Below are 11,849 nucleotides of genomic sequence, written 5' to 3' on the forward strand. Positions count from 1 at the left end.
TATAGGCTAATATGGCATGAAAATCCATGCACAAAGGGATTAAACCTTGGGGATAATGATAGTGATTATTGCTGGGTTGCCTTAGCGGCATCCATCGGCACATCCATCAATAAAATTTCGGCATCACTCAAAGGGATATAGCAAAATTGTTGTAAAGCAGGAAAAATCTCTGCAAACTGGGTTGATTTTTAGTTATACTGGGCTAACACGTTGGCGATGAGAGGGTTAGACCATGATGCCATCCATGATTGTTAAAAATAAACAGGCAGAAATTTTGGCAGTTAGCCGTCAGTTTGCAGTAGAAAAGTTAAGGTTAAATTGGTAATGTTTTTAAATTTATTTTACACTTTACGCACTTATGGCGTGCCAGTTTCCACCCGTGAACTGCTCGACCTCTACGCCCTGCTCGATAGCGGAATCGTCTTTGCAGACCGTGAGCAATTTTATGAACTTGTCCGCCTATGTATGGTCAAAGACGAAAAATACTTTGATAAATTCGACCGAGCAATGGCGGATTATTTTGACGGTGTCGATACCCTCGATATTGACGAGTTGATGAACAAACTGGGCGAAATCCCCAAAGAATGGCTTGAGCTGAAACTCGACCCCAAAAACCTGACCGAAGAACAACGCCGATTGCTCAAAAAATATGGCTCGCTTGAAGAGCTAATGAAAGCCCTAGAAGAACGGCTAAAAGAACAAAAAGAGCGACATCAAGGCGGTAGCAAATGGGTCGGTACAGGCGGTACATCACCATTTGGGGCGTATGGCGACCATCCAGAAGGCGTGCGAGTGGGCGGTGAATCACGTAAACGTAGTGCCGTCAAAGTATGGGAAGAACGCAAATACCGTGACCTAGACAGCGATAACCAACTCGAAACCCGTTCCATGCAAATGGCACTGCGTAAGTTACGCAAATTCGCTCGGACAGGCTCGGCTGATGAGCTTGACATTGATTTAACCATCAAAAAAACCGCCCAAAAAGGCGTACTAGACGTACAGTTTCGCCCAGAACGGCGTAATCGTGTCAAAGTGCTGATGCTATTTGACATTGGCGGTAGTATGGACAGCTATATCGAGGAATGTGAACGGCTATTTACCGCCAGTAAAAATGAATTTAAAACCCTTGAGTTTTTCTATTTTCATAATTGCCTATACGACTATGTGTGGACGGACAATGCAAGGCGTGTCAGCAGTGCGATACCCACGATGGATATTTTGCATAAATATGCCAGTGACTATCGGGTGATTTTTGTCGGTGATGCGTCAATGTCGCCTTATGAGTTGCTCTCTCGTGGCGGTAGCGTGGAGTATATGAACGATGAAGCAGGACAGGTATGGCTTAAGCGAATGACAGCACATTTTGATAAAGTGGCATGGCTAAACCCAGAACAGCAAGGCTACTGGCAATACACCCAAACCATTGGCTTAATTAAAGACATCATGCAAGGGCAAATGTATCCGATGACCTTGCATGGTATTGAAGATATGACTAAGTATTTGGCGAGATAATTAATAGGGAGTGTAGGGAATAATTGTAAGATGTGTTATATGCACCTTTAAAACTAGGGGTTTAAAACTAGGGGCATAATTACGACCTAAAAATTTAAAGAGTGGGCTTATTCAATAAGCCCCTACAATTCAATAAGCCCCTACAAGTTTAAACCTGTCAAAAGATTAGTTCGGGCCTGCCACACGCTCAATGATGACATTGCCACTGCCAGCATTCACCAAGCCAATTTGTTTGGCAGCACCGTACGATAAATCCATCACACGGTTGCTAGAGAATGGACCTCGGTCGTTGACTTTGACGACCACACTTTTGCCATTGGATTTATTAGTTACTTTAACATAACAATTCATTGGTAGTGAACGATGGGCAGCGGTTAAGCCATTTTGGTCAAATACATCACCACTGGCGGTTTTTTTGCCATGAAATTGACGACCATACCATGAAGCGACACCTGTTTGGCTAAATTTACTAACCGTATTGGATGCAACAGCCGATAGACGTTGTAACACATCTTTATCATTACTGACAGCTTGGGTGTTTTGACTGACTAATTGGCTGGTTAGTGCCAAAGAAGTCGGTTGACGGGCAGATTTGACCAAGTCAGATGCACTGCTTTGTTGGCGAGCTAACGCATTAAGCACGTTGTCTAAGTTATTGCTAGCGGCGTTGGTGGGTAGACTCAGCATGCTACCGCCAGTGGCTAGGCATAGGGTTAAGACGACATTATTACGTTGACGCTTGAACATAAGCACCTCTAAATAAAATGGCTATTAGTTTTGTTGAATATACTCAATAAATTGATGAGTTTAACAAAACGATATAGCACAGATTGTCGCTAGAATTGTAGACATCCTAGCAATTGTTAGTGAATAAACATTGTTCAATGTTTACCCTTGTTAATTTACGATAAATATACAATAAGCCTTCATTGACCAAAAAGCATTAATTATCTTGACAAAAGGTATTAAAAACGTAATAAACGGTATTTTTTAATAAAAATACCGCTATTTTTTAACCAAAGCATTTTATCGCCTTATTTGGTATCATGTGAACTAATCGACATAATTAAGCCAAAACCTGCCATTAGGGTAATCAATGCTGTGCCACCATAGCTAATAAAGGGTAATGGCACGCCCACCACAGGTAAAATGCCTGCGACCATGCCTGCATTGACAAATACATACACAAAAAATGACATGGCAATCGCCCCTGCCAAGAGGCGACCATACACCGAACCATGACGATAAGCGATAAACAATGCCCTTGCTAATACACAAGCATATAAAAACATCAATAAGCACACGCCGATTAAGCCAAATTCCTCAGAAAAGGCGGCGATAATAAAGTCGGTATGACCCTCTGGCAAAAAGTGCAAATGCGACTGCGTTCCCTCAAGGTAGCCTTTACCTGTCAAACCGCCAGAACCAATTGCTGTCTTTGATTGCATAATATTCCAGCCAGCCCCCAAAGCATCCGCCTCAGGGTCAAGTAGCGTCATCACACGTTTGCGTTGATAATCATGCAATAAATATTCCCACGCCACAAACACAAACGGCACAAATAATGCAACGGCACTGCCAATCATCCACCAAGGTAACCCAGATAAAAACAGCACAAATAGCCCACTAGAAGCGACCAAAATAGATGTACCTAAATCGGGTTGCTCGGCAATCAACAACACAGGAAGCCCAATGGTAGCCAAACAAATCAACACAGTCGATAAGCTCGGTGGCAAATCTCGCTTGGATAAAAACCACGCACATAGCATTGGCATACCAAGCTTCATAAATTCAGAGGGTTGCACACTACCAAAACCGGGGATATCAATCCAGCGTTGAGCCCCTAAACGCACCTCACCAATCACCTTAACCAACACCAACAACATCACCCCACCCACATAAAAAAATGGCGTAAAATCACGGTATAATGTTGGGGGAATTTGAGCCATCACAATCATCACCACAAACGCAATGCTAAAGCTCATGGCTTGCTTGAGTAACATCCCCATATCTTGTACGGAGGCACTGTATAAAATTGCCAAGCCAAACAATGCTGTCACAAATAACAACATTAACAGCCAAGGGTCAAGATGCACACGTTGCCAAAAACTTGGTAAACGATCATTGCCAAAATGATGTGCTTGGCGAGAAAAACGGTACTGCCCAATCGGTTTTGCCATAATCAATCAAAAATCATCACACAAGGGAAGAACAAAGGGCTGATAAATAGCGTGAATGAAAGGCATTAACCACCTTACACATACCTATTTTGAGTAAACCCTAGAAAAATGTCATGGATTAGTATCGTCATTTAATCACTATACTCAAATGACATAAACATAAAAAAAAGACACAAAAATAAGCCTCATAGTTTAGCTTGCTTAACGTGAATTTGATAGTATAAAACGTATTAAACTGGTAAAAAAGTCGCCATAAATAGCCGATAAACCAATGAATAACTTCCTGTTTTCTTGATAATTTATTGATGATTTTTTGATAAAAAGCACCATTTATCCACGATTCACTTGAAAAAGCATAAACAGTTATCATTATTATTATAATAAAAAAAGGTCTTGATATGTATCTCTCAAAAAATATGACAAATAAGCCCATGCTACTCGGTGCAAGCCTTGCCCTATTATTCACAGGGTTAGCAGGCTGTGCCACCACCACGGTCAATCAAACCACCAGCAAAAAAGCTCCCAGCAAAAACGCATTTCCAATTTACCAGTCGAGCGTGTATCAAAGTCGCTACCCCATTCAAAATACTGTGCGTGGGGTGGTTTCGCAACAAAAATCCTATCAAGGCTACCAAGTTGTACCAAAATATACGCCAACGCATGACGCTAGCACCAAAACCAAATTTCTCAAAACCAATAAAATTAACAGCCATAATCCAGCCTTTAATTATTGGTTGGAAAATCAGCCCTATCATAAGCCACAAGTCCTAGCCTACCAAGGTTTTTTAGAAACCCAAGTGAATAATCTTCCGCCCATTGACGAATTGGTCGTCAGTGCCAGAGATGCCGTCAACTGTGGCTATGAGCCGTATGAAGTTCCCCCTGTTGAGCTGTGGCGAAACATCGTACCTACTCTCCAACTGGTCGAACGCCTCAAACAACAAGGCTATTTGCCACGCTCGACCGTGATTCGCTCGGTGTATCGTAATCCCAGTCTAAACCGATGTGCAGGTGGGGCAGGCGAGAGTAAACACACGACCAATGGGGCGATTGACATTTGGATTCCTGAAAATGACGGCAATCGTTGGGCAATTGACAGCACCTTTGATGGGTTATGTCAATTTTGGCAAAGTCAAGGGCAAGACTATAACTTTGGTTTAGGCTTATATGCGACAGGCTCGATTCACATTGACACACAAGGCTACCGCAAATGGGGAGGCAACCACAGTAGTAGCTCATCGCCTTGTCGTTTTTAGGCAACGTTTTAATAGTTGTGTTTTTGATAAAATGTTTATATTATAGCCAGTTCTGATTCTGATTAAGCATTCAGTGGTTTAGGATGAAAATGACAAAACAACCAATATTGTTAAATAAAGGTCTTATGTTAAAGTGGTTGGCGACTACGGTGACGTTGGCTAGCACAAGCTTGCTCGTGGGATGTGACATTCAGCCCAGTGAGTCGCACGCCAACCCCCCTGCTAGCAATATGACAGTCAATAAAACTGGCTTGGATATACAACCGAACGCTGTTAATGCGAACGAAGGTGGCGTGACCTTGGCTGAAGCCACTGCCCCTAGAGCAAAAAGCAATGCCCAAGCAATTGCTGATAGCCTTGAAGTCAGTTATGCCAGAGCGGCCGCCCAACAAGCAAACTTATGCCCTAAATTATTGGATTTTCAATTTAAAACCCAATCCATCACCCGTGAAAATGAACAACTTAACAAAACCAGTTGTGAATATTTTGTTTATCTCAAAGAAAAAGACACGCTTAGGGTCAAAGTCACAGGCGATATTGAAGTCCAGTTAGTTTCACCTGTGTGGTTTAACTTTGCCAATGGTGACTATATTGCCCCAAAATTTGACCGTTATACCATTCGTGTGAGCTATGATGGGACACGCTATAATCCCAAAAACCTTGATTATGATATGGTTGTGACCAAAAACCCCACCGTTAGTGAGGTTTATTAGTTTAGGGTTGTTTTTTACCTACGGTGACAATCACAAAGCGATTTGGGTCGATAAGGGTCGCATACGCATGATTAACTTGGTTTAAATCTGCCTGTTTGACACGGTTGACATAATCGCTCAAGTAGCTATCTGGTAGCCCATAAAAGCCCATCATCCCCAACGTGCTATTAATAGAAGCATTACTGGCAAAGGTCAGTGGGAAGCTATTGATTTGACTGTCTTTGGTCAAGTCCAATTCAGTTTGGGTGACGCCTTGCTGTTTGACGCTTTTTACGACATCTAGTGTCGCTTTAATCGCTTCTTCGGCTTTTTCATTGCGTGTGGAAAATTCAATGCGATATGCCCCTGTCGCCTGCATGGGGGTCAGTCCACTATAAATACCATAGGTCAGCCCTCGTTTTTTACGAATCTCACTCATCAAACGTGCTTGAAAACCACCGCCACCAACAATTTCATTTGCTAAAGCAAAATTGGTTTGGCGTTGTAAAGTCGTGGCGTCTGTTTGGCGTTTGTCCCCCAGTTGCCCCATGACCACCGAAGTTTGGGTGCTATCAAATGGAATATGGATGGTTTTGGCTGTCTTGAGGGGCGTTGGCTCTGGCAAGGCAGGGGCTGGCGTGCCTTTTGGCAGTTGGGCGGTGAGTTGGTTGGCGATGGCTTTGGCTTGGGTTAGGCTAAGGTCACCTGTGATGGCGATATTGGCGTTTTTTGCCACCAAATATCGTTTGGCAAAACGCTGTAAGTCCGCTGATTGAATCTGTGGAATGCTGGCTTCTGTCCCTGTGCTAGGGTGGGCATAAGGATGCTTGCCAAATATTGCCTTGGCAAAGGCTCGACTGGCAATGGTGTCGGGGTCTTCTTTGGCTTGTTGTAAGCCGACAAGGTATTGGGCTTTGGTGCGTTCGAGATTGGCTTTGGGAAAGGTGGGTTGGCTGATGATGTCGCTCATCAAGGTTACCGCAGGGTTGAGGTATTTAGCATCACTTAAACTACGCAAACTGACGCTAAACATATCTTTATAGGCATTTGCACCAAGACTGATGCCGAGTTGTTCGCTGATTTCGGCGATTTGGTCTTCGCTAAGTTGACGTGTACCTTGGTCAAGTAGGCTTGCGGTTAGACTGGCAATGCCAAAACCACCTTTTTTAATAGTTTCATCTCGTGCCGACCCTGCATTAAAATACAGGCTGATATCCACCATTGGTAAGTTGTTGGCTTGTACAAATGCCACAGGCGTGCCATTGTCGGTGTGAAAATGCTGAATCGTTGGCAAGGTGACGGTCAGAGGTGGGGTGTTTTTTAGGCTATCCAATTTATCCAATGCCAAAATCGGTGCATTGGGGTCAATATCTGCTGAACCGTGGGTTTCGGCTTGGCTGTTGGCAGTGTCGGCATAAGCATTTGGAAGCATGCTAATCGCCATAAGGCTGAGTGCAAGGCGTAAAATAAATTGGCGTGGGGTAAAAGTAGGGTTTTGCATGGGTTTTTCCAAATTATTTTTTAAATTTGACATGGTTTGACATTTATATTTACGAATACTAAACCCAAAACTGTAGGGGCGTAATGCTTACGCCCTGTTTAAGATTTCACATACTGGGCGTATTCAATACGCCCCTACAATAGATATTTATTGGGTTTGGCATAATGTCAGTTATTTGCGGTTGTTTTTTTACCATTAACCACATTCAGTACGGTGAGGTTGTCTTTGGTAAAATAATGTTTTGCCAATTGTTGTAAGTCATTGGCATGAATGCTTTCTAGCACGGTTGGCAAATCGTAAATCAAGCGGTCATCCAAGCCAATACTGTTTAACCTACCAATCATTTGTGCTTGTCCGCTGATACTATCTTGACTGTAGACCAATCCTGTCATGGTACTGGTTTTGGCACGTTGTAGTTCATTGGGCAAAATCGGCTGAGTTTTTAACGCCTCAATTTCAGCCAAAATCGCTTGTTTGGCTTGTTCGAGGGTCACGCCTTGACGTGGCGTGGCATGAATCATCAATGCCCCATCCCCACGGTCAAAGGCACTGTAGCCACTGCCAATAGAAGCAAGAATTTGTTTATCACGCACAAGATGTTTTTCAAGGCGAGCGGATAAGCCACCATCTAGCACATCGGATAATAGTAACAGTCCATAGGCGGTTTTGGGGTCTTTGGCGGTGGTGAGGGTGGGTAAATTGTACGCCATCAGCACGCTTGGCACTTGCACAGGGAGTTCGGTGGTTTGCTCTTGATAACCTCGAAAGCCTTGCTCAGTGACACTGGGACGAGTCGGCAGGGGTTGTGGTGATAGTTTGCCAAAGTAATGTTTGACTTGAGCAAGGGCTTCTTCGGGTTTGACATCCCCCACGATGACCACGGTGGCATTGTTGGGAGCGTACCAAGTGTTGTACCAGTCTTTGAGTTGTTCTAATTTGATGGAGGCAATTTCCGTCATCGGACCTATCACAGATTCACCTTTTGGACTGGTGGGGTACAGCATTTTACTAAATTGCTCATACGCTCGTGCGGTGGGGTTGTCATCGGTGCGTTGTCGGCGTTCTTCCATGACGACTTGCTGTTCGCTCAAAAAATCTGACTGGTTGAGCTGTAGATTCCGCATACGGTCGGCTTCTAGTTCAAGGGCAAGCCCTAAACGATTGGCAGGGAATATTTCATAATAAGCGGTATAATCATGGCTGGTAAAGGCGTTGTTGCTACCACCAAATTTGGCAATCAGTCGCTCAAAATCTGCCGATGACACATTTTTTGTGCCTTTAAACATCATGTGTTCAAGTAAATGCGAGATACCGCCTGACTCAGTTGGCTCATCAGTCGCCCCCACATTATACCAAACTTGACTAATCACCACAGGCGAACGGTGGTCTTCCTTGATAATCACTTTTAAGCCATTATCTAAGGTATATTGATGACGGTTGCTAGCTTGTTTTGATTGGCTTGATGGGGCGGTTTTTGCGGTCGAGTTTGTTGACACGATGGTGGGCTGTGCCAGCGTGACCATACTTACGCCCATGCCCACACCAATTGCCATGATGAGCATCAGTGGGCGAAGGGGGCTTTGGCGGATATGAGTGGCGGATAATTGTGTTGTTGTTAAGGGGGGTAAAGCGGGTTGTTTGGTATGGGTAAGTAATGAGCGTAACATAGATAAATCTCAAAATTTAGTCGTATTTTTTCTAAAATTTACTTATCATAACGGATAGTACGCAATAATCCTAGTATTTGGACGCATTTAACTCTAAAATATTCGGTTTTAATGACCACGAACAATTGACCACCAACCATCATGCCATAGCATCAACAGGGTACAATATCATATGCTAACGTTACATATATTTATCAAGGAATTGGGTGTCATTGAGCCATTGACACTCAGCATGGCATTGGCAGGCGTGTTACCTTATCAAGAATTGGGCTTATCGCAAATTGACCGTCAAGATATGCGAATTAGTAATTTAAGCTATAGTTATGATGTGTATGAAATGTCGTTGGATAGTTTTCGCCAGTTGGCTGAGATTGCCGAAAGCTACCAAAAGCTGTATAAGGTCATTGAGCATTACCAAGCACGTTTTTCACCCATGTTATTATCTGCATTAGTGGGTAGTTTGGACAATGGTTTTATGGGGTTGCTCACCACAAAAACCAGCCCTAATGCCACACCCCCAGCGATTAGTTGGTCATTGGATAAACACGAATTAAGCATGGATGAGTTAGAGCGGTTTCCTAAGCAGGCATTGGCTCAACTCAAGCAATATTTTGTCGAACCTTTTTTGATCGAAAAAGTGATATTAAGCGATGAGCCGTATGTGAATATGCGGTATATTGATGGGACAGCGGAGTTTCGTATTTTGGTGACCATCGCTGATGTGGCATTGCCTAATGCCCAAGGCGTGTATCAATTACAACCCTTGACCTTCAACATATTTGGGCGATATGACCAAGGTTTTAATTTTAATATGGGTGCGTTACGTACTGACAAAGACCGTTATTTTTTAGCAGATAAAACCTTGAGTGACAACCGTTCGGCATATTTACAACTGATGATTAAAAATAGCCAAGACAGCACTGGGCAAAGCTTTAGCCAACTATTAGAAGTAACCGCCAAGCCGTTTGTGCAAAGTGGCAACTAATGATTAAAAATTCTAACCAAAACGCATAGGCATGTTTATGAATACCACCAATTTATCCCATAAAGTCGTGATTAATCCGCAAGGTAATGCAGTGTCAAATTTTGATGATGCCACCATTCCCAATATGCCTGTGCAAAATGTGCCAATTATCTCAACTGAGCCAGCCCCACAGCCTACGCCAATAGCACAGCCCCAACCGCAACAACCACAGCCAAGCCAAACCGTATCGACTCCAACAACCGAGCCAGAACCCAAAGGCGGTTGGTTCAGTCGCATGAAAGAAGGGCTAACCAAAAGCCGTAAAAACTTCACCGAAGGCTTGACCAATATTTTGATTGGTGGCAAAGAGATTGATGACGAACTGCTTGAAGAGGTCGAAGACCAATTGCTTGTTGCGGATATTGGCGTGAATGCGACCAATCGTATCATCAAAAACCTAACCGAACAAACCGCTCGTGGCGATTTGATTTATTCGCATTCGCTGTATAAAGCCTTACAACAGGAACTCAGCGATATCTTGACCCCAAAAGTCGCTCCGTTAGTCATTGATACCACCAAATCACCCTTTGTGATTTTGATGGTGGGTGTGAATGGCGTGGGTAAAACCACCACCATCGGCAAACTTGCCAAACGTCTGCAAGCTGAAGGCAAATCGGTGATGTTGGCGGCAGGGGATACCTTCCGTGCGGCTGCTACCGAACAGCTACAGGTATGGGGCGAACGTAATAATATCCCTGTGGTCGCTCAAGGGCATGGCTCGGACAGTGCTTCGGTCATTTTTGATGCCATGCAATCTGCCAAAGCACGAGGCATTGATGTGTTGATTGCCGATACCGCAGGGCGTTTGCAAAATAAAACCAACTTGATGGAAGAACTCAAAAAAGTCATCCGTGTCATGCAAAAAGCCGACCCAACTGCACCGCATGAGGCGATGATTGTGCTAGATGCAGGGACAGGGCAAAATGCGTTAAATCAAGTGGAAATCTTTAATGAAGCGGTGACGTTGACAGGTGTGACCATTACCAAGCTTGATGGTACTGCTAAAGGTGGCGTGGTGTTTAACATTGCTGAAAATACCAATGTACCGATTCGCTTTATTGGCGTGGGTGAAAAAATTGATGACTTGCGTCCGTTTAAAGCGGAAGATTTTGTTCAAGCTTTGTTTGAAAAAGATGAATAACTCGATTAGAGCTTGTGCAAAAATGCCATTTGTAGGTTGGGTCGAAGTATGAGACCCAACGTAACTTATTGGTAGCCTTGGTAGATAACCTGAGTTCGAGGTAAGAAAAATTATAAATCATTGATGTTGCTATCATTTAAATCTCCCCCAACCCCCTCTTTACGAAAGAGGGGGCTATACCCCCATAACTTAGACTAAAACGATAGGTAAGTCCCCCTTTGAAAAAGGGGGATTTAGGGGGATTATATGGAAAATGCTAATACTTCTTATCTCGAGTTCAGGTTAGATAATGTTGGGTTTCGCAAGCTCAACCCAACCTACATCCTATGAAAATAAAGCTTATGTTATCAACGACCTATCAATTATCAGATACTTTACCAACCATCACCCTTGTCGCCAAAGACGGCAAGCTGATGGCGTTAGATTGGTTTACGGTTAAAACCGAAAAAATCCTCACCAAACTCACCCAACAAGCCAAAAACATTGAGCCAAAGGATTTGGTAAACTTGGCAGTAAACACCGACAATCCTAACGCCGAAGTTTTATCCCAAACTATTAGTCAACTTGACGAATATTTGGATGGTAAACGCCAAACCTTTGATATTCCGCTAGATTTATCAACAGGCACACCCTTTCAACAAAAAGTATGGCAAGCATTATTACAAATCCCGTATGGCACAACCATCAGCTACGCCCAACTTGCCAACAATATCGGACAGCCAACTGCCTTTCGAGCGGTTGCCAATGCCAATGGCAAAAACCCGATTTCATTGATTGTGCCATGTCATCGAGTGATTGCCAGTGATGGTGGATTGGGTGGTTATACAGGTGGGGTAGGGATTAAGCAGATTTTATTGGATTTGGAACGATAATCGC

General features: G+C 43.5%; 10 protein-coding genes. 6 read left to right on the forward strand and 4 right to left on the reverse strand.

Translation table 11 applies throughout. The annotated features are described in order from the left end of the window. Positions 1–324: 324 nt before the first annotated feature. On the forward strand, positions 325–1,512 hold the full coding sequence (locus ACK1U4_RS00630; RefSeq protein ID WP_419399754.1) for a vWA domain-containing protein: 1,188 nt from the start codon (positions 325–327) through the stop codon (positions 1,510–1,512). 165 nt (positions 1,513–1,677) lie between these two features. Here ACK1U4_RS00630 and ACK1U4_RS00635 read toward each other — a convergent pair whose 3' ends face one another. After that, positions 1,678–2,259 carry a septal ring lytic transglycosylase RlpA family protein gene (locus ACK1U4_RS00635; protein WP_419399755.1) on the reverse strand — a complete coding sequence of 194 codons (582 nt, stop codon included), beginning with the start codon at positions 2,257–2,259 and terminating at the stop codon, positions 1,678–1,680. Positions 2,260–2,546: 287 nt separating this feature from the next. Beyond that, entirely contained in the window at positions 2,547–3,692 is a 1,146-nt protein-coding gene (gene rodA / locus ACK1U4_RS00640) for a rod shape-determining protein RodA (RefSeq protein ID WP_419399756.1), read from the reverse strand. Positions 3,693–4,090: 398 nt separating this feature from the next. Between rodA and ACK1U4_RS00645 the strand changes: the two genes are divergently transcribed. Then, positions 4,091–4,948: a D-Ala-D-Ala carboxypeptidase family metallohydrolase gene (locus tag ACK1U4_RS00645; protein ID WP_419399757.1), complete on the forward strand. Its 858-nt coding sequence runs from the start codon at positions 4,091–4,093 to the stop codon at positions 4,946–4,948. A gap of 89 nt (positions 4,949–5,037) precedes the next feature. After that, positions 5,038–5,661, forward strand: a complete 624-nt coding sequence (locus ACK1U4_RS00650; RefSeq protein ID WP_419399758.1) for a hypothetical protein — start codon at positions 5,038–5,040, stop codon at positions 5,659–5,661. Position 5,662: 1 nt separating this feature from the next. On the opposite strand, the gene ACK1U4_RS00655 is transcribed toward ACK1U4_RS00650, so the two are convergent. Further along, positions 5,663–7,141 (reverse strand): M16 family metallopeptidase, encoded by a 1,479-nt coding sequence (locus tag ACK1U4_RS00655; RefSeq protein ID WP_419399759.1) that lies wholly within the window; start codon positions 7,139–7,141, stop codon positions 5,663–5,665. Positions 7,142–7,308: 167 nt separating this feature from the next. Continuing rightward, positions 7,309–8,808 carry a M16 family metallopeptidase gene (locus ACK1U4_RS00660; protein WP_419399760.1) on the reverse strand — a complete coding sequence of 500 codons (1,500 nt, stop codon included), beginning with the start codon at positions 8,806–8,808 and terminating at the stop codon, positions 7,309–7,311. 172 nt (positions 8,809–8,980) lie between these two features. On the opposite strand from ACK1U4_RS00660, the gene ACK1U4_RS00665 reads away from it, so the two are divergent. From ACK1U4_RS00665 to ACK1U4_RS00675, 3 genes are all read left to right on the forward strand, one after another. Next, positions 8,981–9,793: a hypothetical protein gene (locus ACK1U4_RS00665; RefSeq protein ID WP_419399761.1), complete on the forward strand. Its 813-nt coding sequence runs from the start codon at positions 8,981–8,983 to the stop codon at positions 9,791–9,793. Positions 9,794–9,824: 31 nt separating this feature from the next. Beyond that, positions 9,825–10,973: a signal recognition particle-docking protein FtsY gene (gene ftsY, locus ACK1U4_RS00670; protein WP_419399762.1), complete on the forward strand. Its 1,149-nt coding sequence runs from the start codon at positions 9,825–9,827 to the stop codon at positions 10,971–10,973. A gap of 341 nt (positions 10,974–11,314) precedes the next feature. Continuing rightward, positions 11,315–11,845: a methylated-DNA--[protein]-cysteine S-methyltransferase gene (locus tag ACK1U4_RS00675; protein ID WP_419399763.1), complete on the forward strand. Its 531-nt coding sequence runs from the start codon at positions 11,315–11,317 to the stop codon at positions 11,843–11,845. Positions 11,846–11,849 lie beyond the last annotated feature (4 nt).

Source organism: Moraxella sp. TY6, from assembly GCF_048551375.1.
Classification (GTDB): domain Bacteria; phylum Pseudomonadota; class Gammaproteobacteria; order Pseudomonadales; family Moraxellaceae; genus Faucicola.

Bases quoted from the DNA above. Each gene is read 5' to 3' on its own strand.
- ACK1U4_RS00660 (WP_419399760.1), bottom strand. From the start codon at position 8,808: ATGTTACGCTCATTACTTACCCATACCAAACAACCCGCTTTACCCCCC.
- ACK1U4_RS00645 (WP_419399757.1), top strand. From the start codon at position 4,091: ATGTATCTCTCAAAAAATATGACAAATAAGCCCATGCTACTCGGTGCA.
- ACK1U4_RS00635 (WP_419399755.1), bottom strand. From the start codon at position 2,259: ATGTTCAAGCGTCAACGTAATAATGTCGTCTTAACCCTATGCCTAGCC.
- ACK1U4_RS00650 (WP_419399758.1), top strand. From the start codon at position 5,038: ATGACAAAACAACCAATATTGTTAAATAAAGGTCTTATGTTAAAGTGG.
- ACK1U4_RS00665 (WP_419399761.1), top strand. From the start codon at position 8,981: ATGCTAACGTTACATATATTTATCAAGGAATTGGGTGTCATTGAGCCA.
- ftsY (WP_419399762.1), top strand. From the start codon at position 9,825: ATGTTTATGAATACCACCAATTTATCCCATAAAGTCGTGATTAATCCG.
- rodA (WP_419399756.1), bottom strand. From the start codon at position 3,692: ATGGCAAAACCGATTGGGCAGTACCGTTTTTCTCGCCAAGCACATCAT.
- ACK1U4_RS00675 (WP_419399763.1), top strand. From the start codon at position 11,315: ATGTTATCAACGACCTATCAATTATCAGATACTTTACCAACCATCACC.
- ACK1U4_RS00630 (WP_419399754.1), top strand. From the start codon at position 325: ATGTTTTTAAATTTATTTTACACTTTACGCACTTATGGCGTGCCAGTT.
- ACK1U4_RS00655 (WP_419399759.1), bottom strand. From the start codon at position 7,141: ATGCAAAACCCTACTTTTACCCCACGCCAATTTATTTTACGCCTTGCA.